24 protein-coding genes are annotated in these 25764 nt (G+C 64.4%); 15 read left to right on the top strand and 9 right to left on the bottom strand.

What is annotated here, in order from left to right:
* Positions 1–9: 9 nt before the first annotated feature.
* Positions 10–135, bottom strand: coding sequence for a hypothetical protein (locus tag KBI52_RS33475; RefSeq protein ID WP_256439495.1), 126 nt, complete (start codon positions 133–135; stop codon positions 10–12).
* A gap of 333 nt (positions 136–468) precedes the next feature.
* On the opposite strand from KBI52_RS33475, the gene KBI52_RS16840 reads away from it, so the two are divergent.
* On the top strand, positions 469–1683 hold the full coding sequence (locus KBI52_RS16840) for a PHB depolymerase family esterase (protein WP_173947835.1): 1215 nt from the start codon (positions 469–471) through the stop codon (positions 1681–1683).
* A 78-nt stretch (positions 1684–1761) separates the two neighbouring features.
* Here the strand turns inward: KBI52_RS16840 and KBI52_RS16835 are convergent, their stop codons facing one another.
* Positions 1762–2574: a DUF1194 domain-containing protein gene (locus tag KBI52_RS16835; protein WP_173947834.1), complete on the bottom strand. Its 813-nt coding sequence runs from the start codon at positions 2572–2574 to the stop codon at positions 1762–1764.
* Between the two features lie 307 nt (positions 2575–2881).
* Between KBI52_RS16835 and KBI52_RS16830 the strand changes: the two genes are divergently transcribed.
* Positions 2882–3109, top strand: a complete 228-nt coding sequence (locus KBI52_RS16830; RefSeq protein WP_210808834.1) for a hypothetical protein — start codon at positions 2882–2884, stop codon at positions 3107–3109.
* 38 nt (positions 3110–3147) lie between these two features.
* Here KBI52_RS16830 and KBI52_RS33015 read toward each other — a convergent pair whose 3' ends face one another.
* Entirely contained in the window at positions 3148–3897 is a 750-nt protein-coding gene (locus KBI52_RS33015) for an extensin family protein (protein ID WP_210272136.1), read from the bottom strand.
* A gap of 200 nt (positions 3898–4097) precedes the next feature.
* Positions 4098–4868: an HU family DNA-binding protein gene (locus KBI52_RS34190; protein WP_315974847.1), complete on the bottom strand. Its 771-nt coding sequence runs from the start codon at positions 4866–4868 to the stop codon at positions 4098–4100.
* A 170-nt stretch (positions 4869–5038) separates the two neighbouring features.
* Between KBI52_RS34190 and KBI52_RS16815 the strand changes: the two genes are divergently transcribed.
* From KBI52_RS16815 to KBI52_RS16805, 3 genes are all read left to right on the top strand, one after another.
* A complete protein-coding gene (locus KBI52_RS16815) occupies positions 5039–5905 on the top strand; it encodes a sugar kinase (protein WP_247654448.1) in 867 nt (288 codons plus the stop codon).
* A gap of 26 nt (positions 5906–5931) precedes the next feature.
* The gene (gene eda, locus KBI52_RS16810; RefSeq protein ID WP_173947830.1) at positions 5932–6597 is read left to right on the top strand and encodes a bifunctional 4-hydroxy-2-oxoglutarate aldolase/2-dehydro-3-deoxy-phosphogluconate aldolase; all 666 of its coding nucleotides are present in this window, start codon (positions 5932–5934) and stop codon (positions 6595–6597) included.
* Between the two features lie 86 nt (positions 6598–6683).
* Positions 6684–8324, top strand: coding sequence for an acyl-CoA synthetase (locus KBI52_RS16805; RefSeq protein ID WP_210808830.1), 1641 nt, complete (start codon positions 6684–6686; stop codon positions 8322–8324).
* 15 nt (positions 8325–8339) lie between these two features.
* Here the strand turns inward: KBI52_RS16805 and KBI52_RS16800 are convergent, their stop codons facing one another.
* Positions 8340–9140: an enoyl-CoA hydratase gene (locus KBI52_RS16800; protein WP_210808828.1), complete on the bottom strand. Its 801-nt coding sequence runs from the start codon at positions 9138–9140 to the stop codon at positions 8340–8342.
* A gap of 124 nt (positions 9141–9264) precedes the next feature.
* Here KBI52_RS16800 and KBI52_RS16795 point away from each other — a divergent pair, with 124 nt between their 5' ends.
* The gene (locus KBI52_RS16795) at positions 9265–9837 is read left to right on the top strand and encodes a peroxidase-related enzyme (protein WP_210808826.1); all 573 of its coding nucleotides are present in this window, start codon (positions 9265–9267) and stop codon (positions 9835–9837) included.
* Positions 9838–9842: 5 nt separating this feature from the next.
* Here the strand turns inward: KBI52_RS16795 and KBI52_RS16790 are convergent, their stop codons facing one another.
* The gene (locus tag KBI52_RS16790; RefSeq protein ID WP_210808824.1) at positions 9843–11231 is read right to left on the bottom strand and encodes an FAD-binding oxidoreductase; all 1389 of its coding nucleotides are present in this window, start codon (positions 11229–11231) and stop codon (positions 9843–9845) included.
* Positions 11232–11339: 108 nt separating this feature from the next.
* Positions 11340–12128, bottom strand: coding sequence for an SDR family oxidoreductase (locus KBI52_RS16785; protein ID WP_210808822.1), 789 nt, complete (start codon positions 12126–12128; stop codon positions 11340–11342).
* 417 nt (positions 12129–12545) lie between these two features.
* On the opposite strand from KBI52_RS16785, the gene KBI52_RS16780 reads away from it, so the two are divergent.
* The 9 genes from KBI52_RS16780 (at position 12546) to KBI52_RS16740 (ending at position 21434) form a co-directional block, all read left to right on the top strand.
* Positions 12546–13634 (top strand): ABC transporter ATP-binding protein, encoded by a 1089-nt coding sequence (locus tag KBI52_RS16780; protein ID WP_173947824.1) that lies wholly within the window; start codon positions 12546–12548, stop codon positions 13632–13634.
* A gap of 10 nt (positions 13635–13644) precedes the next feature.
* A complete protein-coding gene (locus KBI52_RS16775; RefSeq protein ID WP_210808820.1) occupies positions 13645–14745 on the top strand; it encodes an ABC transporter ATP-binding protein in 1101 nt (366 codons plus the stop codon).
* A complete protein-coding gene (locus KBI52_RS16770) occupies positions 14742–15638 on the top strand; it encodes a carbohydrate ABC transporter permease (RefSeq protein WP_173947822.1) in 897 nt (298 codons plus the stop codon). Before KBI52_RS16775 ends, KBI52_RS16770 begins: the two co-directional genes overlap by 4 nt.
* Positions 15639–15742: 104 nt before the next feature.
* Positions 15743–16519: a carbohydrate ABC transporter permease gene (locus tag KBI52_RS16765; RefSeq protein ID WP_210808848.1), complete on the top strand. Its 777-nt coding sequence runs from the start codon at positions 15743–15745 to the stop codon at positions 16517–16519.
* A gap of 10 nt (positions 16520–16529) precedes the next feature.
* Positions 16530–16811, top strand: a complete 282-nt coding sequence (locus KBI52_RS16760) for a DUF2160 domain-containing protein (protein WP_173947821.1) — start codon at positions 16530–16532, stop codon at positions 16809–16811.
* 154 nt (positions 16812–16965) lie between these two features.
* Complete coding sequence (locus tag KBI52_RS16755) at positions 16966–18669, top strand: ABC transporter substrate-binding protein (protein WP_371823181.1); 1704 nt, start codon at positions 16966–16968, stop codon at positions 18667–18669.
* Between the two features lie 130 nt (positions 18670–18799).
* Positions 18800–19720: a S1C family serine protease gene (locus tag KBI52_RS16750; RefSeq protein WP_210808816.1), complete on the top strand. Its 921-nt coding sequence runs from the start codon at positions 18800–18802 to the stop codon at positions 19718–19720.
* A gap of 277 nt (positions 19721–19997) precedes the next feature.
* Entirely contained in the window at positions 19998–20294 is a 297-nt protein-coding gene (locus KBI52_RS34185) for a response regulator transcription factor (protein ID WP_173947856.1), read from the top strand.
* A gap of 114 nt (positions 20295–20408) precedes the next feature.
* Positions 20409–21434 (top strand): S1C family serine protease, encoded by a 1026-nt coding sequence (locus KBI52_RS16740; RefSeq protein WP_173947818.1) that lies wholly within the window; start codon positions 20409–20411, stop codon positions 21432–21434.
* 35 nt (positions 21435–21469) lie between these two features.
* On the opposite strand, the gene KBI52_RS16735 is transcribed toward KBI52_RS16740, so the two are convergent.
* Together KBI52_RS16735 and KBI52_RS16730 are read right to left on the bottom strand one after the other, a co-directional pair.
* A complete protein-coding gene (locus KBI52_RS16735) occupies positions 21470–22720 on the bottom strand; it encodes an adenylate/guanylate cyclase domain-containing protein (RefSeq protein WP_210808814.1) in 1251 nt (416 codons plus the stop codon).
* A gap of 96 nt (positions 22721–22816) precedes the next feature.
* On the bottom strand, positions 22817–25764 hold a 2948-nt coding region (locus KBI52_RS16730), incomplete at its 5' end, for an efflux RND transporter permease subunit (protein ID WP_210808812.1).

Genomic DNA, 25764 nt, shown 5'->3' with positions numbered 1-25764 from the left:
GTCGTGGTTTCAGGCTCTCGCCATCAGCCGTCCGAGGGCGACGCCTACCACGAATGCTGCCGAGGCGGGCGCCAGCCGATATTCCCGCACGAAATCGTCGACGCTGCCCGGGTGATCGGACAGTCTCGTTCCCAAGTCGCGCAGGTGCTCTTCCGATGAACTCCTGGCTGCGGAATGAACCGGGTGCTGGACCCCTTCATGAGCAGAGTTAAATCGATCGACGGGTCTTGCGCAGGCCTGCATCGTCTGGATCCTCGCTAGGGCGTCCTATCCCAGGGTGAGGACAGATCCCCTCTAGCCGGAGCCGATCCTCCCAGCATTGACCTCCCTCAAGAACGGCCAAGCTTTTGCCTTGGCCGGACCGACATGCGATCGGCGATGCTGCATTGCAATAAAGGTATTGTGCGACGCAACATAAGCCCCATATGGAGAGTTGGTTTCAGGACAACTCCTTACCCGGAAGGGCCCATGACTACGCAACGTTTAGGGAAAATGATTCGGCAGCTGGCCCATTACCGCCGCCAGTGGGAAACCGTCATGAAGGCATCGAACGCCGCCGCTACCGCGTTCGATGCCACACCGGCGCCAAGCCGGCTGGCCGAGACCACGGGCTTCGGGTCCAATCCCGGCAATCTCCGCATGTTGACTTACGTTCCGGACTATACCCCCGCCTCCCCGGCTCTCGTGGTCGTCCTGCACGGATGCACGCAGACCGCAGCCGGATACGATCACGGGTCGGGATGGTCGGCACTCGCGGATCGCTATGGCTTCATTCTGCTCTACGCCGAACAACAGGACGCCAATAACCCGAAGCGCTGCTTCAACTGGTTTCAGGCTGGCGACATCGAGCGCGACCGCGGCGAAGCCCTGTCGATCCGCCAGATGGTCGAGCATGCCGTTCGACAGCATGGGGTGGATCGCGGCCGCATTTTCGTCACCGGTCTCTCGGCTGGCGGCGCAATGACCTCGACCATGCTTGCGGCTTACCCGGATGTCTTCGCCGGCGGAGCCATCATCGCGGGACTTCCCTATCGCTGCGCGACCAGCGTGCCGGAAGCCTTCGAGTGCATGTTCCAGGGTCAGACGCGCTCGGCAACCGAGTGGGGCGACCTCGTGCGCGGCGCTTCATCCCACCGGGGGCCTTGGCCCAAAGTCTCGGTGTGGCACGGCAGTGCCGACGCGACGGTCAAGCCGATGAATGCAGGCGAGATCATCAAGCAGTGGACGAACGTCCACGGCGTGCCGCCCGCCCCCGGCCGCAGCGATACAGTGGATGGATACCCGCGACGCGCCTGGACGGATGCGGCCGGGAACGAGGTCGTCGAAGAATACGTCATCACCGGCATGGCGCATGGAACGCCCCTGGCCGTCGGCACCGACGAGAACAGCTATGGAGCGGCCGGTCCGTTCCTTCTCGACGTGGGTATTTCCTCGAGTTACCGGATCGCGGCCTTCTGGGGATTGACGGAGCCTTCCGAGAGAAAGGCCGGGATCCGACCCGAACTCCGAGAGATCCCGAAGACCTCGGAAGCGGCTCCCCGACCGTTCCTGGCTGCCCCGGAAGCCCCGGAACCAAAGAGGGCCGCGCACGAGTCGCAGCAGGACCGACAATCGGCTTCCTCGCCCCTGGACGTCGGCGCGGTCATTACGAAGGCCTTGAGGGCGGCAGGTCTCATGAAGTGACCCGTTGGAGGTCTCGAGAAGGGTCGCGGCTTCGTTGAGCCACGGCCTCCTTGGCGGGCTTGCTTGCACGTGTGCCCGTCAAGGCTTCTTCTCCTGGCTCAGCAGGTCCTCCTGCTTGCGTCTTTCGCCCGTGATGCAGTTCATGCTGCCTTGCTGAGCCGGGATGATCAGCGGCCTTCCGTCACCGATCCCGGCAATTTCACGCATGATCTTCGTCCGGATGACCATGGCGAACTGCTCGGGGTCGTGCAGGGGCAGCACGAACGAGCCGACGCCACCGATGACGCACTCTCTGAAGTACAGGTCGAGATCTTCCATCTCCGGAGTACCGGCAGCCCGCCTGAACATGATCGGCAAGCCGTTGATGATGATGCCGTCTGCAACGGCCTCGTCCCGTGCGTAGGTCACGTGGCGGCCGTCGTTGTTGGGGCCGTCGCCGGACACGTCGACGACGCGGCGAACAGGAGCTCCGCCCAGCTGCTCGAAGAGCTTGCGGCTGTAGTCGATGACTCCCGAGATGGACGTCATCCCCGCTTGGCGAAGGGGTTGATAGGCAAGCTGATTGGAAAAGGACACCGCTCTCTCGGGACTGTCGATCAGCGTCCAGGGCATGATGACCCGTTGATCCTTCACGCCGGACCACTCGACATAGGTCACGGCGATGCGTCCATTGACGCCGTTCTCGATGGCCTCGTGGACGAGGGACGAGCGGAAGGCATCGATGAAGCCCTCGCGCTGCAGCCCCTGCTCCTCGCTTTCCATGGAGGACGATACGTCGACCGCGATGACGAGAGCAACGTCGAGTTGGGCTTCCGAGAGGCTGGGGCCGGCTGCAAGAACGTCACTGGCCAGCAGGCAAAACGCGAGAGTACTCAGGAGCCTATTGACCATGACCACCTCCGCTCCAAGGTCCTCATCCGCCGACGGCTGCCACGATTGCTGTCTGTCAACGCTTCAGCCGGGGTTTTGGTACGCAAGCGTGGCCGATAAATCGGCGCGGCTCCCGTCCCAGGCGGACGATCCAGGCACCTCGTGAGAGTGCTGGCCGGGCCGCCTCCAGGCCCTCCTGCGGGGCCCTGCCGATCGGGCCTTCAGTAGACGTAACAAAATCCACTCTCTATACGCAGAGCAGACAGGGGTCCGGTCTTTCGGTAATGATTTCTTACGCTACGCAAGGGGCACAGCCATGAAACCGGATATGGATCTGATCGGCGCACTCACCAGCTTCTCCGTCGGCACCCTCGATGGCTGCGACGCAATGATGGTGATCGAACTCGCGACCACACCAGAAGAATATGAGAGCGGCATCCGCCGTCAGATGCCGATCGCAATGACGCCGGAGCATGCGCGCGAACTCGGCCAAGCGCTGCTGCTCGCCGCCAGGGCCGCCGAGATGGGCGACTCCCCGAGCTACGCCTTCAACTGATTCCCGCGGACGGTTGAAGGAGGCGAGCCAGCCTTCTCTCATCGACATGCCCGGTGAGAGCCCATGTCGAAATGGAAATGATCGTGGTGCACCTCGTTGTAGTCGGGGCTGAGCACGACATCGAACACGTTGCAGGCTCCATTCCTGAGCGCGCGGAGAAACGCAGACCGCCGTGAATTGCCGCCGACCCAATCGGCCTGCACGGTAACCTGCTGCCCATCCGCCAGCACGAACCCTGCCACGTCGATGGCATTGGCCGTCGCATGTTCGCTCCGACGGCCCTGGGCGCGATGATTGATGTTGCGGCAGGCATACGTCCCGAGATGCACGACCCGCACCACGTCCTGCCCGAACTGCTCGCGGGCCACCGGGCGCAACACATGCGTCTCGAACAACGACCAGGCGACCGCGAGCGGACAGGTCGCCGTGAACTCGCGGTTCAAGCCGATTGAAGATCGCGACACCTCGACGGCGTCGGACAAACCGCATCCCTTGTCCAAGGGGCGATCGGCCACCGATCGGTGCACGACCGGTGCATCCGCCAGAACCGCGCGGCACTGCTCCCTGTCCCGCTCAAGACGGGAGAGCTTGAGCCGCGTCAACCAGTTGACGTCGTCGGCGACGCGCAACGGCGTGAAAGGGTTGAGCCGGTTGGGGATGGCAACGACGTCGCCTAGGATCAGCCCGGCGACGATCCCGAGGCCCAGCAGAAGCGACAGGGCCAGCCGTCCAAGGATGACGCGAACAAGTCTGGAGCGGCGAGACGGCCGGGGCTGATCGGTCTGCACGATTCTATTCTAGAGCCCGTTCGCCACCAAACCAGTCGAGGGTTGATCAAGGCGCATCCAATTGGAGGCTGTTCATCGCCGATAACGGGCGCTGCCTCCATACAAAAAGAGCAAGGCCGATTTGATCGGCCTTGCTCTTTGCCCTGAAGGGCTGCCGGCTCACCCGCGAGCGGACGAGCGCGGCCTCATGGGCTGGACGATCAGATGGCTTCCTTGAGGTCCTTGGCCGCGCGGAAGGCGATCTTCTTCGATGCCTTGATCTTCACCGGCTCGCCGGTTTGAGGATTGCGACCCATGCGGGCGGCGCGCTTGCGGACTTGCAGGATGCCGAGGCCGGTCAGGCGGATCTTGTCGCCCTTCTTCAGGCTCTTGGCGATCATGTCGACGACCTGGGTGAGCATCTCGTTGGCCTGACGCTTCGGGAGCTCGTGCAGTTCGGAGAGCTTCTCCGCGATGTGGCGCAGCGTCAGGATCGGCGAGGACGTCGTGGAGGAAGCCTTCGCCACCTTCTTCACAGACGTTTTCTTCGCCGGGGCCTTGGATGCGGCCGCCTTGGACGCGGCAGCCTTGGAGGCTGCAGCCTTGCTGGCGGCCTTTGCAGGCGCCTTGGCGGCCTTCGACGATGCCTTTGCTGCAGCCTTAGGCGCCGCAGCCTTCTTGGCCGGGGCCTTCTTTGAAACTTTGGTTGCAGTCTTGGCCATCAGAAACTCCTTTGTAGATGGTGAATGCATAAGACAGCAGACTCTCAATAACGCTTTCAGCCAAGAATTAAAGATGCGATCGCTCGCTTTCCGCACAATAGTAACGGTTACTTGTCGATTTCTCGTCAATGGCCGGCCGAATGCTCGCCGCGCGGTCCCTCGAGCCCGCCGCGCGTTCGGGCCGGAGGTGGGCGGCAAGCAGCCTGAAATTCGATACAGGGCGCTGGCCATGCTGGTTTCGGTGATCGTCCGCGGAATCCAGCGGGGCATGATCTTTTCCGGCTGTCTTTGTACGGGGCGCCGATGGATGATCGGATGGCACTTTCCCTGTCGCAAAATCGCAGTATTGACGGTATTGGATCGACAAAGAGCTTGAGCTCACTATATTCGGGAAGCGCCACGGTGAAAGCATGACACGGGTTGCCTGCATCGGAGAATGCATGATCGAGCTGAGGGAGGAGGCCGACGGCCGCCTGTCCCGCGGCTATGGCGGCGATACGTTCAACACCGCCGTCTATCTCTCCCGCCTGGGAACGGACACGGATTACATCACCGCCCTCGGAGACGACAGCTGGAGCGACAAGCTGATCGAGGCCTGGACCAAGGAAGGTGTTGGGACGCAACGGGTGCTGCGCCTGCCCGGGCGTCTCCCGGGTCTCTACATCATCCAGACGGACCCGAAGGGCGAACGCCGGTTCTCCTACTGGCGCGAAACCGCCGCCGCGCGCCTTCTGTTTCAGGCGCCGGAGGCGGAGACCGTCATCGACGCCATTGCCGCCTATGATCTGATCTATCTGTCGGGGATCTCTCTTTCCCTCTACGGGGAGAAAGGACGCGAACGCCTGTTCGCCGTGCTCCAGGACGCACGGGCCAAAGGCAGGCGCGTGGCCTTCGACACGAATTTCCGTCCGCGGGGCTGGACCGATCCGGAGATCGCGCGGGCCGCCTTCCGTCAGGCTTTCGCATGTGCCGATATCATCCTCGCTTCGACGGAGGATCTCGACCTGCTGTTCGGCGCTGGCGGCGTGGACCAATTGCTGGCCTTTTCGGACCGGGCCGAGATCGTCCTCAAGCACCCGGATCTGACATGCCGCGTCCTCTCGCAAGGTGAGGACATCGTCGTGCCCGGCACGCCCGTTGACGACGTTGTCGACACCACCGCTGCGGGCGACAGCTTTGCGGCCGCTTACCTCCATGCGCGACTATCCGGCGAGGGGCCCCGTTCCGCCGCGGCGGCGGGGCATCGCCTGGCCGGACAGGTGGTGCGCTATCGCGGCGCGATCATTCCGCGCGACGCGATGCCATAATCGATGCCATCCAAGGAACTCCTCCCATGCCCCAAGACCTGAAGGATCTCGCCAACTCCCGCAGCAAGAAGCTGGCCGACATCCTCCGCGCCGGCCCGATCGTTCCGGTGATCACGCTGGAACGTGTGGAGGATGCGGTTCCCCTCGCCCGGGCCCTCGTTGCGGGCGGGTTGCGCCTGCTCGAGATCACCCTGCGCACGCCTGCCGCCGCAGATTCCGCAGCGGCCATCATCCAGGATGTGCCCGAGGCGATCGTCGGCATCGGGACCGTTCTGACGCCGAAGGATCTGGAGCGTGCTCGGGCCCTCGGCGCACGCTACGCCCTGAGCCCCGGCGCCACGCCCGACCTGCTTGAGGCCGCGAGCGGGGGCGAGTTGCCTTTCATTCCGGGCATCGCGACCGCGTCCGAACTCATGGCGGCGCTTGCCCATGGCTTTCCCGTCGTCAAATTCTTTCCGGCGGTTGCCGCCGGCGGCATTCCCGCCATGAAGGCCCTTGCAGGCCCGTTTCCGCAGGCGCGTTTCTGCCCGACCGGCGGCATCGACGAAAAGAACGCCCGGGACTGGCTTGCGCTGTCGAACGTGGTGGCCGTGGGTGGATCCTGGGTATGCCAGACCTCCGACATCCGGGCCCAGGCTTGGGGCGAGATCACCGCGAAGGCACAGCGCGCCGTTATGTCGGTGAAGGAATGACCGCATTGCGGCCTGGCCGCCGATAGGTCGGAGGGTTGTCAGCCCGCCCTCCCCTGGCGATACTCGACGCCAGGGGAGGAACGACAGTGGCTTCGACGATCTACGACACCGATCTCGACAAGAATCAGGCGAATTACCAGCCGCTGACGCCGCTCTCGTTCCTGGAGCGCGCCGCCCGCGTCCACCCGGACCGCCCGGCGCTCATTCATGGCTCCCTGACCCGCAGCTACCGGGACTTCTACGCCCGATCCCGGCGTCTCGCCTCCGCCCTTGCCCGGCGAGGCATCGGGCGTGGCGACACCGTTTCGGTGATGCTCCCCAATACGCCCGCCATGCTGGAATGCCATTACGGCGTGCCCATGGCCGGCGCGGTGCTCAACACGCTGAATACCCGCCTCGACGCCAAGATCATCGCCTTCTGCCTGGAACACAGCGAAGCCAAGGTGCTGATCACCGACCGGGAGTACTCGGCCACCCTCAGGGCAGCGCTCGAACTGACCTCCGCCAAGCCGCTCGTCATCGACTACGACGACCCGGAATTCACAGGATCCGGCGAGCGGCTGGGAACCATGGAATACGAGGAGTTCCTGGCGACAGGCGATCCGGATTTCGCCTGGAGCCTGCCCCAGGACGAATGGGACGCGATCACCCTGAACTACACCTCCGGCACTACGGGCGATCCCAAAGGCGTGGTTTATCATCATCGCGGCGCCTACCTGCTCGCCATGGGCAACATCCTCACCGCCGGGATGGGGCAGCACCCGGTCTACCTGTGGACGCTGCCCATGTTCCACTGCAACGGCTGGTGCTTTCCCTGGTCGCTCTCCCTCGTGGCGGGAACCCATGTCTGCCTGCGGGCCGTCCGGGCGAAGCCCATGTATGATGCGCTCGCCGACCAGAAGGTCACGCATCTGTGCGGCGCGCCCATCGTCATGTCGACCCTGCTCAATGCCCCTGCTTCGGAGAAGCGCCCCCTGCCCCATACGGTCAAATTCATGACGGCCGCCGCGCCGCCGCCGGAAGCGGTGCTCGCTGCGATGAAGACGGCAGGTTTCGACGTGACGCATCTCTACGGCCTGACGGAGGTCTACGGCCCGGCGGTGGTCAACGAATGGCATGAGGAATGGGATGCGCTCGACCCGGGCGGTTATGCCGCGAAGAAGGCCCGGCAGGGTGTGCGCTACCCCGTGCTGGAGGATCTCGACGTGCTCGATCCGGAATCCATGCAGCCGGTGCCGGCCGATGGAAAAACCCTCGGCGAGGTCATGTTCCGCGGCAATGTGGTCATGAAGGGTTATCTCAAGAACCCAGCCGGAACGGCCAAGGCCTTCGAAGGCGGCTGGTTCCATTCGGGGGATCTCGGGGTCAAGTACCCCGACGGCTATGTGCAACTCAAGGACCGCTCCAAGGACATCATCATTTCCGGCGGCGAGAACATCTCGTCCATCGAAGTGGAGGATGCCCTCTACAAGCATCCGGCCATTCAGGCGGCAGCCGTCGTGGCGATGCCGGACGAGAAGTGGGGCGAAACGCCTTGTGCCTTCGTGGAGCTTAAACCGGATCAATCGGCATCCGCCGACGATATCATCGCGTGGTGCCGGCAGCAGCTTGCGTCCTACAAATGCCCGCGCACCGTCATCTTCACGGAACTCCCGAAAACATCCACGGGCAAGATCCAGAAGTTCCAGCTGCGCGAGATGGCGCGGGCCCGGAAGGCGGGAGCTTGATGGAAGAGCGCTCGATCAGCGCGCCTTCCACTCCGGCTTGCGCTTCTCGATGAAGGCATCGATGCCCTCGGCGGCATCCTCCGCCATCATGTTGCAGGCCATGACGTTGCCCGCATAGGCATAGGCCTCCTCCAGGCTCATCGAGCGCTGGCGGCCGAACATGGCCTTGCCCATGCGGATCGCCACCGGGCTTTTGGCGCGGATATCGGCCGTCAGCCCGGCGACGGCCCGGTCGAGCTCCGCATCCGGCGCCACACGGTTGACGAGACCGAAAGACAGGGCCTCAGTGGATGAGATGAAACGTCCCGTCACCAGCATGTCGAAGGCCCGCTTGGGCAAGACGTTGCGGGAGAGCGCCACGGCGGGGGTGGAGCAGAACAGCCCGACATTGATGCCGGACACGGCAAAGGTGGCACTTTCCGCAGCAACGGCCAGATCGCAGGACGCGACGAGCTGACATCCCGCCGCCGTGGCCATGCCATGGACCCGGGCGATCACCGGAACCGGCAGGTTCACGATGCCCTGCATGACCCGGCTGCATTGCGCGAACAGCCTCTCGTAGTAATCCTGACGTGGATTTGCCCGCATCTGCTTGAGATCGTGCCCGGCGCAGAATGCCTTGCCGGCGGCGGCGAGAACGACGCAGCGCACGGCCTCGTCCTCCTTCAGATCGTCGAGCGCTGCCTGGAGGGCTGCTAGCATCTCTTCGGACAGGGCATTGAACTGGGCCGGGCGGTTGAGGGTGAGCGTCGCCACGCCGTCGCGATCCTCGCGAAGCAGAACCTTGTCTTCGGCAAGGGCGTTCTGGGCATCCATGGGACCTGTCCTCCGCACTGCTTCTTCCTCGTTGTTTGCAGGATCCAACCCGAATAAGCTCGATCTGGCAATACGGCCCTGAAGGAACGCCGCCTCCGGGGTCGGACAGGAAGAGGTGCCTCTCGTGACCAAGCCGCCGATCAGCCGATTTCCCGTGCCCGAGATTTCCGACCTGCCGGAGGACATCCGCGCGCGCATTCTCGCAGTGCAGGAGAAGTCGGGCTTCGTGCCGAACGTGTTCCTGGTGCTGGCTCATCGGCCGGACGAGTTCCGCGCCTTCTTCGCCTATCACGATGCCTTGATGGAAAAGCCCGGCAGCCTCACCAAGGCCGAACGCGAGATGATCGTGGTGGCGACGAGCAACGCCAATCAGTGCCAGTATTGCGTCATCGCCCACGGGGCGATCCTGCGGATCCGGGCCAAGAACCCGCTGATCGCCGATCAGATCGCGATCAACTACCGCAAGGCCGACATCACGCCACGCCAGAAGGCGATGCTCGATTTCGCCATGACGGTGGCTCTCGAGGCCTACGCGGTCGGCGATGCGGACATCGCGGCGTTGAGCGCTCATGGATTCACGGAAGACGACGTCTGGGACATCGCGGCGATTGCCGCGTTTTTTGCCATGTCGAACCGTCTCGCCAACGTCACCAGCATGCGGCCGAACGACGAGTTTTATACGCTCGGCCGAGGCTGAGCTCCTCAGGTCAGGAGCACCTTGCCCGGATTGAGGCGGTTGTCCGGGTCGAGGGCGCGCTTGAGCGCGCGGGCGAGCTCCATCTCGGAGGCCGCGCGGTAGCGCGCCAGCTCGCCCACCCGGTATTGACCGATACCGTGCTCCGCCGAGATGCTGCCGCCGAAGGCCGCCACCACGTCGTGCACGATGCGGTTCACGAGAGAAGCGTCGTGATCCGCATCCACGAGCACGTTGTAGTGGATGTTGCCGTCGCCCAGATGCCCGAAAGCGTTCACGCGGGTGCCCGGGGCTCCGGCCGCCAGCGCCTCTCCGGCCTCCGTGAGAAAGCGCGGAACCTCGGTCAACGGCACGGAGACATCGTGCTTGACGCTCTTGCCTTCCCGGGCTTCGGATTCCGTCACATGCTCGCGCAGGGCCCAGAGCTGGGCCGCCTGAGCGCCGGATTCGGCAATGACGCCGTCGAGAGCGAGCTCCTGTTCGAAAGCCGAGCCCAGCATCGCCTCCGCCGCCTCCCGCAGGCCCGCCAGGCTGGAGGCCGCTTCGATCAGGACGAACCATTCGCCCTCGGCGATCGGAGCCTTCAGGCCGGCATGTTTGGCGACGAGCTGCATGGACATTGCGGAGATCAGCTCAAAGGCCGAAATCTGGTCGCCGAGCTCGTCCTGGGCGAGCTCGAGCAGCCGGAGGGCTGCTGCCGGGTCAACCACCGAAAGCAGGGCGGTCACGGAGTGCTTGGGCCTCGGCAGCAGCCTCAGGACGGCGGCCGTGACGATCCCGAGGGTCCCCTCGCTGCCGATGAACAGCTGCTTCCAGTCGTAGCCCGCATTGTCCTTTCGCAGCTTCCGCAGACCGTTGATAATGGTTCCGTCCGGCAGGACCACCTCCAGCCCGAGCACGAGGCTGCGGGTCATGCCGTAGCGCAGCACGTTCACCCCGCCCGCATTGGCCGCCACCACGCCGCCGATGGTGGCGGAGCCTTCGGCCGCGAGGCTGATCGGCAGCAGGCGCCCGACCGCAGCCGCGGCATCCTGCGCCACCTTGAGGATGCACCCGGACTCGGCCTCGATGGTCAAGCCGACAGGGTCGACGCTGCGGATGGCCGCCATCCGGTTGAAGGACAGGACAACCTGCGTCCCGGACGGATCCGGCACCGCTCCGCCGGCCAGTCCCGTATTGCCGCCCTGCGGGACGATGGCCGCACCGGCCTCGCGACAGATCTGCACGATCCGGGAGACCTGGTCGGTCGAGGACGGGCGGACGACGCAAGCCGGCCGCCCTGGAAAGAGCCTGCGCCAGTCGACGGCGTAAGGCTCGAGATCTGAGCCTTCCGTGACGACGGCCGAAGGACCGAGGAGGCTCGTCAGGCGCTGCTGCAGATCGGTCGGCTTGGTCATCGCAAAGTCCCTCGCGGTTTCGACCCTCGCTCCTGACCGATCAGCAGACGATCGTCAACGCGACATCCGCGGGGAACTCGTTTGCAACGAAATGCAGCAAAGTTGCGATCAGCGCTTGCCCGATCCGGGCTCGGCCATCTTGCGGTGCTGTTCGGCGAGCATGCCAGCCGGCGTCACGTTGGCCAGGATGGTGGTGAACTTGTTCTTCCAGCCACTGACAACGTCGCCCTCGCCGTTCATCATGGCGTCGAAGCCCACCTTCGCCACGAAGGCGGGGTCGTCCTTCTTGTCCTGGCCGACCTTGGTATCCTCCATGCCGGCCCGCTCGAAGAATTCGGTCTCGGTGGCGCCGGGCATGAGGCAGGTCACCGTGATATTGGTGTCCTTTAACTCGTTCCGGAGAGCGAAGGAGAAGGAGTCGATGAAGGCCTTCGTGCCGTTGTAGACGGCCTGGAACGTGCCCGGCATGAACCCGGCGATCGACCCGGTGATGAGGATGCGCCCCTCGTTCCTGGCACGCATGTCACGGCCGACCTTCTGAATCAGGTAGAGCGTGCCGGTGATGTTGGTGTCGATCACATGACGTGCATCCCGAAAATCCTGATCCAGAAAAGCATGGCCGAGCCCATGGCCGGCATTGGCCAGGAGCGCTCCGACGGACCTGCCTTTGGCCGCCGCGTAGAGCTTGTCGACGCCTTCGAGGGTGGCAAGATCGGCCTCAACCGCCTCGACATCGGCTCCGAGCGTCCGAAATTCCTTGGCTGCATCGTGGATCGCCGTCTGATCGGCGGCGATCAGCAGATCGTAGCCGTTCTGGGCGCAGAGTTTCGCGAGTTCATAGCCGATGCCGGACGAGGCGCCGGTCACGATGGCAAGAGGTTTTGCAGTGTCAGTCATGGCTTTCTCCCAACGGGCGAGCGGAGTGAGCCGGCGACGGGTGAAAGGACAGCAAGACCGGCATGTGGTGCTTGAACTCGCGAAGCGCGCTTCAGTTCAAAATTCTTCTGGCCAGCAGTAACAGCGCACCTGTTCAGTCCAGTCGAAGACCAGTGTCGCGCCGATGTCGGGCAGTTGCTTTCGCCCTGGGGGCAAGATACCTTCACCATAACGACATAAGAAAGCTCAGGCCCCCAAGGGTCTGCAGCCGGGAGAAGCGCTCTTGAGTCCGCAAGAATCGGCGACGTTCAGCGTCGCGGTGAGTGGTAGCGCATACGGGCGTGGTATCGCTCGAAACGTGGCGGGAACTGGCGCCACGATCATCGCGACATATTCTGTCTTGGCCGCCGGCCCTGTCCGACGCCGGGGGTGTGGTCGATGACTCTCGCTCTCGAAGGCGTTTCAAAGAAGGTCGGAGCAGCGGTTCATGTGGACGACGTCCATCTGACCCTGGAGCGCGGCTCCCTCAATGTGCTGCTCGGGGCGACTCTGGCCGGCAAGACGTCGCTCATGCGCCTCATGGCCGGGCTCGATGCGCCGACAAGCGGACGGGTTCTCGTCAACGGGCAGGATGTGACCGGCTGGCCCGTCCAGCGCCGCAGCGTGGCCATGGTGTACCAGCAATTCATCAACTATCCCTCGCTCGATGTTTACGAGAACATCGCCTCGCCCCTGCGCGTGTCCGGCCTTCCGAAGAACGAGATCGATGCCCGGGTGCGCGATGCCGCCAAGCTCCTGAAGCTCGAACCCTATCTTGACCGCAAGCCCCTGAATCTCTCCGGCGGCCAGCAGCAGCGCACCGCGATCGCCCGGGCCCTCGTCAAGCGGGCGGATCTCGTCCTGCTCGACGAGCCCCTGGCCAACCTCGATTACAAGCTCCGGGAGGAACTGCGCGAGGAGTTGCCGCGGGTCTTCGCGGCCTCGGGGGCTATTTTCGTCTACGCCACGACGGAGCCGTCCGAGGCTCTGCTTCTCGGCGGCAACACGGCGACCTTGTTCGAAGGTCGGGTGACCCAGTTCGGACCGACGCCGCAGGTATATCGCCGCCCCCGCGATCTGACCACCGCCCGTGTCTTCTCCGACCCTCCGCTCAACACCCTCAAGGTCCGCAGAACCGGTGGCAGCGCGACCCTGAGCACCGGCGGCGAGATCCGGGCCACCGGCCCTCTCGCGTCGGTTCCCGACGGGGATTACACGATCGGCTTCCGGGCCCACCACCTCGGCCTTGAGCCCGGCGGAGCGGATGAGATCACGATCCCGGCCGTGGTGTCCGTGTCCGAGATCACCGGTTCGGAAAGTTACGTCCATCTCGATGCCCAGGAGCACCGGCTCATCGCGCTGGTCCCGGGCGTGCGGCGGCTGGAGCCGAAATCGGTCGTCACGGCCTCGATCAATCCAAAGCATCTGTTCCTGTTCGATGCGGAAGGCCGTCTTGCCGCTGCCGATCCCGCGCAGAAGGCGGCGTGAGGAGAGACGGATGGCCCGCATCACCCTCGATCATCTTGCCCATGCCTACAAGGCGGATCCCCGGAAGCCGGATGATTACGCTCTCAAGGAGATCAATCATGTCTGGAGCCAGGGTGGCGCCTATGCGCTGCTGGGCCCATCGGGCTGCGGCAAGACCACGCTGCTCAACATCATTTCCGGCCTGGTGCGCCCCACGCGCGGGCGCGTCCTCTTCGATGACCTCGATGTGACGGATCTACCGACGGAAGCACGCAACATCGCCCAGGTGTTCCAGTTCCCCGTGGTCTACGACACCATGAGCGTGCGGGAGAACCTGGCCTTTCCGCTCAAGAACCGGCACGTGCCGCGTGACAGGACGGCTCAGCGGGTGGAGGAGATCGCAAGGCTCCTCGACCTCACGCGCGTGCTCGACCGCAAGGCCAGCAACCTCACGGCGGACATGAAGCAGAAGATCTCCCTTGGGCGCGGCCTCGTCCGCCCCGACGTGGCGGCGATCCTGTTCGACGAGCCGCTCACCGTGATCGATCCGCATCTGAAGTGGCAGCTGCGCTCCACCCTGAAGGAGATTCACCGCGCTCTCGACATCACGATGATCTACGTCACGCACGACCAGACCGAGGCGCTCACCTTCGCCGATAAGGTCGTGGTCATGCACGACGGCGCCGTGGTGCAGACGGGAACGCCGGACGAACTGTTCGAGCGTCCCGCGCACACCTTCGTGGGACATTTCATCGGATCGCCGGGCATGAACATCCTGCCCTGCAAGGTCGAAGGCGCGACGGCTTTCGTCGGCAATGAAGCCATCCGCTTGGAGAGGATCTACCGCCCCCTGGCCGATGGGGAGCGCGTGGAGCTCGGGATCCGCCCTGAATTCGTGCGCCTTCAGCCGAAAGGCTCCGGACTGCCCGTGAGCGTGCGGCGCATCGACGATATCGGCCGTGCCCGGATCGCCAGGGTCGAGATGGGCGGGCGGCCCCTCGCCGCCAGCATTCCCGACGGGCTTTCGATCGAAGGGAGCGAGGCTGCGCTCGCGCTCGACCCACGCCACATCCACATCTATGCCGACGGGCATCTCGTCTCGGGTGAGCTGATCGAAGGACACAGGGCATGACGAAGACCGTCAACAACAGAGCCTGGCTCTTCGTTCTGCCAGTTTTCGCCATCGTGGCCTTCTCGGCCGTCCTGCCGCTCATGACCGTCGTGAACTACTCGGTCCAGGACACCTTCGGCAACAACCAGTTCTTCTGGAACGGGATCGGGTGGTTCCAGGAATTGCTCGATCCGTCGACGGAACTCGGCGGACGCTTCTTCGACGCCTTGTGGCGGACGCTCCTCTTCTCGGCGATCATCCTCATGATCGAGGTGCCGCTCGGTATCGCGGTGGCCCTCTCGATGCCGAGAGAGGGTTGGCCGGTGGCCCTCTGCCTCGTCCTGATGGCCCTGCCGCTTCTCATCCCGTGGAACGTGGTCGGAACGATCTGGCAGGTCTTCGCCCGCGGCGACATCGGTTTGCTCGGCTGGATCGTCAATCATCTCGGCATCGATTACAACTACACCAACGACTCTCTCGACGCATGGATCACCCTCATCGTCATGGACGTGTGGCATTGGACAAGCCTCGTCGCCCTCCTGTGCTATGCCGGCCTCAAATCGATCCCGGATGCCTATTATCAGGCAGCCCGGATCGACGGCGCGTCGCGCTGGGCGATCTTCCGCACGATCCAGCTGCCGAAGATGCGCCGAGTGTTGCTGATCGCGGTCCTGCTGCGCTTCATGGATTCGTTCATGATCTACACCGAGCCTTTCGTGATCACCGGGGGCGGACCGGGCAACGCCACGACCTTCCTGTCCATCGATCTGGTGAAGCTGGCGCTCGGCCAGTTCGATCTCGGCAAAGCGGCTGCCATGTCGCTGGTCTACAACCTGATCATCCTCGCCATCTGCTGGGTCTTCTATACCGTCATGACCAATGTTGACGCCGAACGCGAGAGGGTCGAAGCATGACCGGAACCATCGTCGTCGGCGGATCCGACACGAAGCCGCTTGCAGCCCCGCTGGCCGCGAACCGCGCCCTGTCCGGGCCGCGGGTGAGCGGGCGGGTCGTGGTGATGACGCTCTACCTCGTGTTTCTGATGCTGCCCATCTACTGGCTCGTCAACATGAGCCTGAAGACGAACATGGAGATCACGTCGGGTCTGACGCTCTGGCCGAGGGAGATCACCTTCGACAACTACGTCAAGATCTTCACCGATGCGAGCTGGTACTCAGGGTACATCAATTCGCTGACCTACGTGGTGATCAACACGGTGCTGTCGATCTCCTTCGCGCTTCCAGCGGCCTACGCCTTCTCCCGCTACAGGTTCCTGGGCGACAAGCACCTGTTCTTCTGGCTGCTGACCAACCGCATGGCGCCGCCCGCGGTCTTCGCCCTGCCGTTCTTCAACCTTTACTCGGCCATCGGCCTCTTCGATACGCCCTGGGCCGTGGCCCTGGCGCATTGCCTGTTCAACGTGCCCCTGGCGGTGTGGATTCTGGAGGGCTTCATGTCCGGCGTGCCCCGGGAGATCGACGAGACGGCCGCCATCGACGGGTATTCGTTTCCGCGGTTCTTCGTGAAGATCTTCATGCCGCTGATTGCGTCCGGCATCGGGGTCGCGGCCTTCTTCTGCTTCATGTTCTCGTGGGTCGAGTTGCTGCTGGCACGCACTCTGACGTCGGTCAACGCCAAGCCCATTGCCGCCACCATGACGCGCACGATCTCGGCCGCCGGCATGGACTGGGGCCTGCTCGCCGCCGCCGGCGTGCTCACCATCGTGCCGGGCGCACTCGTGATCTGGTTCGTCCGCAACTACATCGCCAAGGGCTTCGCCCTGGGCCGGGTCTGAGGAGCCTCGCATGCCCGATCTCGCCTGGATGGCCTGGACATGGCAGACCGGCTTATTCTTCGCAGCCGTCGCGAGCCTCTTGCTCGTGATGACCGTGCTGGCGATCTACCGTCCGGAGACGGAACGTGTCGGCGTGCTGCGCATCCCGACCACCCGGGGCGACCGCCTCTTCATCTCGCTACTTGGTGCGGCCTTCATCCACCTCGCCTGGCTGGGCTTCGTCGGCCCGGACCTGTGGTGGGCGTCCGGCCTTTCCCTGCTCTTCGCAGCCGTCGTGTTCCGCTACGTCTAGGAGGGAATGGCTCAACAATGCCCTGCGGTTTGCCCGGACCGGAGGGAACAAGACCAGCGCACAAGCCGGCCAGGGCACACACTGGGAGGAACCAATGAAACTCACCCAATCTCACCGGCACCTGAAACTGTTCATCTCGACGAGCGTCATCGCCATGGCGCTCGGCTCAAGCGTCGCTCTCGCCGGGATGGAAGAAGCCCGTCGCTGGATCGACAGCGAATTCCAGCCGTCGACCCTCTCCAAGGACGAGCAGCTGAAGGAGATGGAATGGTTCGTGAACGCGGCCAAGCCCTTCGCCGGCCAGGAAATCAACGTGGTGTCCGAGACCATTACGACCCATGAATACGAGGCCAGGACCCTGGCCAAAGCCTTCTCCGAGATCACCGGCATCAAGCTCACCCACGACCTGATCCAGGAAGGCGACGTGGTGGAGAAGATCCAGACGCAGATGCAGTCGGGGCGTAACATCTACGACGCCTGGGTCAACGATTCGGACCTCATCGGCACCCACTTCCGCTACAAGCAGGCGATCCCGCTCGACGACTGGATGGCGGGCGAAGGCAAGGATGTGACCTCGCCGACCCTGGACATCAACGACTTCATCGGCAAGTCCTTCACGACGGCGCCGGACGGCAAGATGTACCAGTTGCCGGACCAGCAATTCGCCAACGTGTACTGGTTCCGATACGACTGGTTCCAGCGTCCGGAGTTCAAGGAGAAGTTCAAGGCCAAATACGGTTACGATCTCGGCGTGCCGGTCAACTGGTCGGCCTATGAGGACATCGCCGAGTTCTTCACCAACGACGTGAAGGAGGTCGACGGCGTCAAGGTCTACGGTCACATGGATTACGGCCGCAAGGATCCGTCGCTCGGCTGGCGCTTCACCGACGCGTGGCTGTCCATGGCGGGCAACGGAGACAAGGGCATCCCGAACGGACTGCCGGTCGATGAATGGGGCATTCGCATGGAAGGCTGCCGCCCGGTCGGCTCCTCGGTCGAGCGCGGCGGCGACACCAACGGACCGGCGGCCGTCTATGCGATCACCAAGTATCTCGACTGGATGAAGAAATATGCCCCTCCGCAGGCGCAGGGCATGAACTTCTCCGAGTCGGGACCGGTGCCGGCGCAGGGCAACATCGCCCAGCAGATCTTCTGGTACACGGCCTTCACGGCCGACATGGTGAAGCCTGGGCTTCCTGTCGTGAATGCCGACGGCACGCCGAAATGGCGCATGGCACCCTCGCCCCATGGCTCGTACTGGAAGGACGGGATGAAGCTCGGCTACCAGGATGCAGGATCCTGGACGCTCCTGAAGTCCACCCCCGTGGAGCGCCGCAAGGCGGCCTGGCTCTATGCGCAGTTCGTCACCTCCAAGACGGTCTCGCTGAAGAAGAGCCATGTGGGGCTCACCTTCATCCGCGAGAGCGACATCTGGGACAAGAGCATGACCGAACGCGCGCCCAAGCTCGGCGGTCTCGTCGAGTTCTACCGCTCGCCGGCCCGCGTGCAATGGACCCCGACCGGCAACAACGTGCCGGATTATCCGAAGCTCGCCCAGCTCTGGTGGCAGAACATCGGCGACGCGGCCTCCGGCACCAAGACGCCTCAGGAAGCCATGACTTCGCTGGCCAATGCCCAGGACGAGGTGCTTGGACGCCTCGAGCGCGCCAATGTGCAGGGTGAATGCGGCCCGAAGCTGAACCCGAAGACCTCTGCCGAGGAGTGGTTCAAGAAGGCGGAAGCCGCCGGCACCATCGCGCCTCAGCGCAAGCTCGCGAACGAGAAGCCCAAGGGCGAGACGGTGGATTACGACACGCTCATCAAGAGCTGGCCCGCTTCGCCGCCGAAGCGCAGCTGACGAAGTCCGGCCCCGCCCGCAAGGCGGGGCCTTTCCTTCTGAGGTCACTGGCGCACCTAGCCTCCCGGTCAGTATCGAAGAACGCCGTTTGCGGACAGGATCGTCCGGACGATGACCGAGGAGGCTTGTCATGCCAGATCCCGCCGCCGCCTTTTCGCTTGAAACGTTTTCGGATCGTACCGCCGACCTGCTCGATGGCATCGCTCCGCGTCTCGTGACGATCCATGGGCGCAGGCGAGGAACATCGACCGGCTTCCTCTGGCGCCCCGGGCTCGTGATCACCGCCGAGGAGGCGCTGGAAGCCGACGAGGACGTCCCGGTCACGCGGCCTGATGGAAGCCAGATCTCGGCGAGCCTTGTCGGACGGGACCCGAGCACGGACATCGCCCTCCTCCGGGTCGAGGAGCAGCCTCTGCCCGACATGACCTTCGATCCGTCCGACCGGCTTCGGGCCGGTCATCTCGTGCTCGCCGCGGGACGCCAGCCGGACGGTCTGAGCGCCGCCATGGGCATCGTGGCCCTTGCAGGCGGGCCCTGGAGAAGCCTGCGCGGCGGGCATATCGACCGCAGGATCCATCTCGACCTCAGGCTCGACTTTCAATCGGAAGGCGGCATTGCCCTGGACACGGGCGGGCGGATCCTGGGCATGACCGTGCTCGGTCCGCGCGGGCGCGTGCTCGTCATCCCGTCGGAAACCATCGCGCGGGTGGCCCCGCAGCTCCTCGAAAAGGGCCATGTGGCCCGCGGCTATCTGGGCCTCGGGCTTCAGCCGGTCCGGATCGACAAAGCCGCAGCCGATGCGGCCGGGCTCGCGCAGCCGCGCGGCCTGATCGTGATCAGCGTGGATCAGGACGGCCCTGGGCAGAAGGCGGGAATCCGCCAGGGCGACATCCTCATGAGGTGGAACGACGCCCCCGTTCCGTCGGTCCGCGACGTGTACAGGCTTCTCGGTCCCGAGAGCGTGGGCCAGTCGGTCGACCTGGGAATCGTGAGGGCGGGTGAACATATGACACTAGCCGTCGAGGTCAGGGAGCGTCCGAAGCCTCGATAGACGCTGGCGCCGATGGGGTGAGACTTTGCGCAAGGTGGCTCTTCACATCGACGATACGGCCCTCCTCGACCGCATCGCCACGATCCTGGCCGACGAAGCCGACATCGGCACCCTGCACCACGCACGGCCCGACGTGATGATCACCGATCATTGGCCCTCGCCGGGACCGGCCCCGGCGATCCTCCTGAGCGACACGCCGGATGGAGCGTCGGCGATCAGGGCCGGGGCGGCTGGACTTCTCCCGCCGGATGTCGACGCTCCGGATCTCCAGCTGGCCATGGAGGCCGTGAGCCGGGGCTTCGTCATCATGCCGCGCGGTGCGGCCGGAAGCGGCCGGGATGCAGCCCCGCCCGTTCCGTCGGATCCGCCGCGAGACGATCTGCTCACGGCGCGGGAGCTCGAAGTCCTGCGCCTGCTCGCGGAAGGCGCCTCGAACAAGCTGATCGCCCGCAGGCTCGGAATTTCGTTCCACACCGCGAAGTTCCACGTCGCGTCAATCGCCGCAAAGCTCGACGCGACGGGACGGACGGATGCGGTCGCGCAGGCCGTCCGTCTCGGTCTCATCCTCCTGTGAGACTTGGAGACTTGGAAACTTCGTAACTTGAAGACTTGGCAACGTGCTCAGGCTCTTGGTTCCCGCGCCGCGCATCACCACATGATGTGAAATAGCGTTATCCTGGAGGGCTCCATGCTCGATCGCACTCCAACCTTTCTCCTTCACTCCCAGAGTTCCGCAGTACCATCGCCAGCGGCATCCGACGAACGCAACGATGCGGCGCTGCTTGATTCCTACTCCCATGCCGTCACCAGCGTCGTGGACCGCATCGGTCCCGCGGTCGTGCGGGTCGAGCCGCAGATCTCGGGCCGAGCGGCCGGGATGGGTTCGGGCGTCATCATCTCGCCCGACGGCCTTCTGCTCACCAACAGCCATGTCATGCAGGGCGCACGGGAAGCGCAGCTCACCGGCTCCGATGGACGCACCATCGCGGCGCGGGTCATCGGCGACGATCCGGATACGGATCTGGCCCTGCTGCACGCCCACGCCGACCGGCTGCCCTTCGCCACCTTGGGCGATTCCAAGCGCCTGAAGCGCGGTCAGATCGCGATCGCCATCGGCAACCCGCTCGGATTCGAATCGACCGTGACGGCCGGCGTGGTCTCGGCTCTCGGACGAAGCCTGCGGGCGAAGTCCGGGCGCCTCATCGACGACGTGATCCAGACGGACGCGGCCCTGAACCCGGGCAATTCCGGAGGGCCGCTGGTCGCCAGCACCGGAGAGGTGATCGGCATCAACACCGCTGTCATCATGGGCGCGCAGGGTATCTGCTTTGCCGTCGCGAGCAACACGGCGAGTTTCGTCGTCTCGGAACTGATCCGCCACGGGCGGGTCCGGCGGGCCTCGATCGGCATCGCCGGACAGACGGTGCCGGTCCCGCGGCGCGTCAGCTATGCGGCCGGGCTGGCGGGAACATTCGGCGTGGTGATCGCAGCCGTCGAACCGGGCAGCCCCGCGGAGGAGGCGCGGCTCGAACAGGGAGACGTCATTCTCTCCCTGGACGGGGAGCCGGTCGGCGGCGTCGACGACCTCGTGCGCCTGCTGAACGGCGGGCGGATCGGGCGCGTCGTCGAACTCGTCCTCCTCAAGAAGGGCGAAATGCACGCTGTGGCGATCACGCCTGTCGAGCGCAGAACCAAAGCCGCTCGTTCGGAGTGACCGCAGTTCAAATGTCTCTGGCGCAGCCGGGCTGTCTATTCCGTGCCCGCTCGAAGATCTTCCGGTTCCAGCCAGGAAGGGTCGAGCGTGAACAGGTCCTGCGGCCGGGCGACGCCTCTCAGGGCGTAACGGCCGACTGACACGAGGCATCTCCGATCATCCTCGGAGGCGGTTGAGAAGAAGGCCGATGACACGAGGACATCCCGCTCGACGGATCGGCACAAGGCGCCGATCCGGCTGACCTCGTTCACGGCCGGTCCCACGACGGTGAAATCAAGGCGATCCTGGCTGCCGATATTGCCATAGAAGACCTCGCCGATGTGGAGGCCGAGATAGGCGCTCGTGACCGGCAGGCCGCAGGACAGGCGCTCTTCGTTCAAAGCCCGGATCCGGGATTGCATCAGACGCTCGGCCTTCAGCGCGCACCGGCAGGCATCGCTCGGATCCTCCTCCTTGAAGATGGCGAGCGTCCCGTCCCCGATCAGCTTCAGGACATCGCCTCCGGCCTCGTAAATGGACGAGATGATCGCCTCGGCATAATCGTTCAGGAACGGAATGATCTGCTCGGGGTCCGCGGTCTCGGTGATATGGGTGGATCCGTGCAGATCGCTGAACCACAGCACGGCCTGAATCCGGTCGGTGACCCCGCGGGCGATGCGGCCGTTGAGAACGAGCCGGCCCGCATCGCGGCCGAGATAGGTTTCGACGAGCGTCTTGGCGATGCGCGCGAGCGAGGCGCATTTCATGGCCAGCATCAGGGGGGCAGCCAGCTCGCGCAGAAACGTGATCTCATCGTCGCTGAAGCCCGAAGGCACATCTGTCGTCCAGGACGAGTAGAACGAATCCATCTCGCCGATGGCACCCTCCGCCGCGAAGCGATGGATCAACGCGAGATAATCCGTCTGCCCGTCCGCACGCAGGTCCTTGAGGATGGAGAAGTCATCGGGATGGCCGGGCCCGAGCCGCCGCCGCAGGAAGTCCTCGCCGCTGACGTGAAGGTGATAATACGTGCTCCGGCGCCAGTTCTCGGCAGCCTGCCCCTCCACATTGGTGCGGCCGTATTCCACAACAGGGGCAAGTCCTTCCTGATCATCGCGACGCCAGCGGAACACCCGCCCCTCATGGATCGGGTGCAGTGTGTCGATGACGATGTTCACGGCCGAAACGGGCATGCCGCCCGCGATCAGGCGATCACAGAAGCCATTCAGGAGCTCGAGCTCCGACATGCCGGTCAGCCCGGCCTCGGTGACCCATTTCGCGATACGTCCTGCCCCGGCTGAGTCCATAGGCTTCCTTTCACGGCGATTCTGCCCGCCATCCATGACAGCACATCGGGTGGCTGGTCAAAGGCGGGCACCCATCGCCGATGGCCTGCCCGCCAGTTATTCGGCCGGCGACGGGTGAGCCCCCTTCGCCGCAGCGGCTTTCGCGGCCCGGCGCTTGAACATCCGCAGGACCGCCATCCGGACGGCCACATAGAAGACCGGTGTCAGGAACAGTCCGAACACGGTTACGCCGAGCATGCCGGCGAACACGGCCGTCCCCAGCGCCTGCCGCATCTCGGCTCCCGGCCCGGTCGCGATGGCAAGAGGCAGAACGCCCAGGATGAACGCAAATGCGGTCATGAGGATGGGGCGCAGCCGGAGCCGGCAGGCTTCGACGACCGCCTCCACGGGGGTCTTGCCGTCGAACTCCGCCTGCCGGGCGAACTCCACGATCAGGATGGCGTTCTTGGCCGCCAGACCGACGAGAACCACGAGGCCGATCTGGGTCAGAATGTTGTTGTCCTGCCCCCGGATCATCACGCCGATCAGCGCGGAGAGAACGCTCATCGGGACGATCAGGATGATCGCGACAGGCAGGGACCAGCTTTCATACTGCGCCGCCAGCACGAGGAACACGAACAGCACCGACAGGGCGAAGATGAACACGGCCGTATTGCCGGTCTGGCGCTCCTGGAACGCCAGTTCCGTCCACTCGAAGCCCATGCCGGGTGACAGACTCTGCCGGATCAGCGCCTCCATGGCGTCGAGCGCGGCGCCCGACGAGACGCCCGGCGCGGAATCCCCCTGCAGGGCCACCGAGGTGAACATGTTGTAGCGCTGGATCAGGTCGGGCCCCGACACCTCCCGCATCTCGACGAGCGTGCCGAGCGGCACGAGAGCACCCGTCGAGGAGCGGACGCGCAGCCGGTTGATGTCCTCCTGGTCGATTCGGAAGCGCTGATCGGCCTGAGCGCGAACCTGGTAGACGCGGCCGAACGCATTGAAGTCATTGACGTAGGCCGTGCCGAGATTGATGCGAAGCGTCTCGAAGATATTCGGGATCGGCACGTTCAGGATGCTCGCCTTCTGCCGGTCGATCTCCAGATAGACCTGCGGCGAGTTGGCCGAGAAGGTGGTGAAGACGCCGGCCAGATTCGGGTTCTGCCGCGCCTGCCCCATCAGCTGGTAGGCCGTCGCGAGGATCCCGCGCACGTCGTCGCCGGTCCGGTTCTGAAGCTGGACCTTGAACCCGCCCGAATTGCCGAGGCCGCGCACCGGCGGTGGTGGAATGGCGATGATGAACGCCTCCTCGATCTGCTGCATGCGGGCGAAGAGATCCCCGATGATCTTCGTCCCCGATTCCCCGGCCTTGATGCGCTCGTCGAAGGGCTTGAACGCCGCGAAGATCGCCGCAGAATTGGTTGCATTCGTGAAGGTCGCACCCGAGAAGCCCGCGAAGGCCACGGCATTCCTCACGCCGGGCGTTTCCTGGATGATCTTGGAGGCTCTCTGGACCACCGCGTCGGTGCGCGACAGGGACGAGCCGTCCGGCAGCTGGATCACCACGATGGCATAGCCTTGATCGAGCATCGGAATGAAGCCGCGCGGCACGTGATTGGCGATCCACACGGTGCCGGCTAAAAGCCCCACATAGATCGGCAGCACGATCAGCTTGTGACGTGCGAAGGCTCCGACCGCCCTGGCATAGCCGTTGGACGTCACGTCGAACCCGCGGTTGAACCCGTTGGCCAGCGATCGCCCGAACCGGGCCACCGGATTCCTTGAGTGCTCCGGGTTGTGCGGCTTCAGGAGAAAAGCCGCCAAAGCCGGCGACAAGGTCAGCGAGTTGAAGGCGGAGATCACCGTCGACACGGCGATGGTCAGAGCGAACTGCCGGTAGAACTGACCGGAAATGCCCGGGATGAAGGCCGTCGGCACGAACACTGCCACAAGGACCAGCGCGATAGCCACGAGCGCGGTGCCGACCTCGTCCATGGTCGTGTGCGCGGCATCCCGCGGCGACATGCCGAGCGCGATGTTCCTCTCCACGTTTTCCACCACGACGATCGCGTCGTCGACCACGATGCCGATGGCCAGAACCATGCCGAACAGGGTCAGCGTGTTGATCGAGAAGCCGAGGGCCGCCATGAACGCGAAGGTTCCGATCAGCGAAACCGGAATCGCCACGATGGGAATGATCGCCGTACGCCAGCTCTGCAGGAACACGAAGACCACGATCACGACGAGGGCCGTGGCCTCGAACAGGGTCTTGTAGACCTCGTTCACGCTGTCGGCGATGAATTCCGTGGGGTTGTAGACGATCTCGTAGGCGATGCCAGGAGGGAAATTCGCCTTGAGCTCTTCCATGGTCCGGATGATCTGCTCCGACGCGCCGAGCGCATTGGTGCCAGGACGCTGAAAAATTCCCAGGGCAACGGCAGGCCTGCCATTGAGATAGGAATTCGTCACGTAATCCTGGGCTCCGAGCTCGATGCGGGCCACATCCTGCAGACGCACGAGGCGCCCGTCGCGGGCCTGGACGATGATCTGCCGGAACTGGCGCGGATCCTCGAAGCGCCCCTGCGTGGTCACAGTCAGCTGGAAGGCCGCATCGGTCGGCGTCGGCTCCTGCCCCAGGGCGCCGCCCGAGACCTGAACGTTCTGCTCCTGAATCGCGCGCACCACCTCGCTCGACGTCATGCCGTAGGAGGCGAGCTTCTCAGGATCGAGCCAGATCCGCAGGGAGTATTGCCGCTCTCCGAAGATGATGAGATCGCCGACGCCATCAAGCCGCAGCAGGATGTCGCGGACGTAGTTGCGCGCATAGTTCGAAACGTAGAGCTGATCGTACGAGCCGTCCGGGGAGAGCATGTGCACGACCATCATCAGGTCCGGCGAGCTCTTGAGGGTCGTGACGCCGAGGCGTCGCACCTCCTCGGGCAGGCGCGGCGTCGCAATCGCCACCCGGTTCTGGACGAGCACCTGCGCCTTGTCGAGATCGGTGCCGAGCTTGAACGTGATCGTCAGCGCCATGGCACCGTCGCCGGTGGAATAGGAGGACATGT

This window comes from Microvirga sp. HBU67558 (assembly GCF_018069605.1).
GTDB lineage: Bacteria > Pseudomonadota > Alphaproteobacteria > Rhizobiales > Beijerinckiaceae > Microvirga > Microvirga terrae.
The sequence above is the reverse complement of the archived record's forward strand: the minus strand, read 5'-3'. Positions and strand labels throughout refer to the sequence as shown.

Excerpts from the sequence above, each read along its gene's own strand:
- KBI52_RS16840 (WP_173947835.1), top strand. The coding sequence starts at position 469 with ATGACTACGCAACGTTTAGGGAAAATGATTCGGCAGCTGGCCCATTAC.
- KBI52_RS16835 (WP_173947834.1), bottom strand. The coding sequence starts at position 2,574 with ATGGTCAATAGGCTCCTGAGTACTCTCGCGTTTTGCCTGCTGGCCAGT.
- KBI52_RS16830 (WP_210808834.1), top strand. The coding sequence starts at position 2,882 with ATGGATCTGATCGGCGCACTCACCAGCTTCTCCGTCGGCACCCTCGAT.
- KBI52_RS34190 (WP_315974847.1), bottom strand. The coding sequence starts at position 4,868 with ATGCCCCGCTGGATTCCGCGGACGATCACCGAAACCAGCATGGCCAGC.
- KBI52_RS16815 (WP_247654448.1), top strand. The coding sequence starts at position 5,039 with ATGATCGAGCTGAGGGAGGAGGCCGACGGCCGCCTGTCCCGCGGCTAT.
- eda (WP_173947830.1), top strand. The coding sequence starts at position 5,932 with ATGCCCCAAGACCTGAAGGATCTCGCCAACTCCCGCAGCAAGAAGCTG.
- KBI52_RS16800 (WP_210808828.1), bottom strand. The coding sequence starts at position 9,140 with ATGGATGCCCAGAACGCCCTTGCCGAAGACAAGGTTCTGCTTCGCGAG.
- KBI52_RS16790 (WP_210808824.1), bottom strand. The coding sequence starts at position 11,231 with ATGACCAAGCCGACCGATCTGCAGCAGCGCCTGACGAGCCTCCTCGGT.
- KBI52_RS16785 (WP_210808822.1), bottom strand. The coding sequence starts at position 12,128 with ATGACTGACACTGCAAAACCTCTTGCCATCGTGACCGGCGCCTCGTCC.
- KBI52_RS16780 (WP_173947824.1), top strand. The coding sequence starts at position 12,546 with ATGACTCTCGCTCTCGAAGGCGTTTCAAAGAAGGTCGGAGCAGCGGTT.
- KBI52_RS16775 (WP_210808820.1), top strand. The coding sequence starts at position 13,645 with ATGGCCCGCATCACCCTCGATCATCTTGCCCATGCCTACAAGGCGGAT.
- KBI52_RS16770 (WP_173947822.1), top strand. The coding sequence starts at position 14,742 with ATGACGAAGACCGTCAACAACAGAGCCTGGCTCTTCGTTCTGCCAGTT.
- KBI52_RS16765 (WP_210808848.1), top strand. The coding sequence starts at position 15,743 with ATGACGCTCTACCTCGTGTTTCTGATGCTGCCCATCTACTGGCTCGTC.
- KBI52_RS16760 (WP_173947821.1), top strand. The coding sequence starts at position 16,530 with ATGCCCGATCTCGCCTGGATGGCCTGGACATGGCAGACCGGCTTATTC.
- KBI52_RS16755 (WP_371823181.1), top strand. The coding sequence starts at position 16,966 with ATGGCGCTCGGCTCAAGCGTCGCTCTCGCCGGGATGGAAGAAGCCCGT.
- KBI52_RS16750 (WP_210808816.1), top strand. The coding sequence starts at position 18,800 with ATGCCAGATCCCGCCGCCGCCTTTTCGCTTGAAACGTTTTCGGATCGT.
- KBI52_RS34185 (WP_173947856.1), top strand. The coding sequence starts at position 19,998 with ATGGAGGCCGTGAGCCGGGGCTTCGTCATCATGCCGCGCGGTGCGGCC.
- KBI52_RS16740 (WP_173947818.1), top strand. The coding sequence starts at position 20,409 with ATGCTCGATCGCACTCCAACCTTTCTCCTTCACTCCCAGAGTTCCGCA.
- KBI52_RS16735 (WP_210808814.1), bottom strand. The coding sequence starts at position 22,720 with ATGGACTCAGCCGGGGCAGGACGTATCGCGAAATGGGTCACCGAGGCC.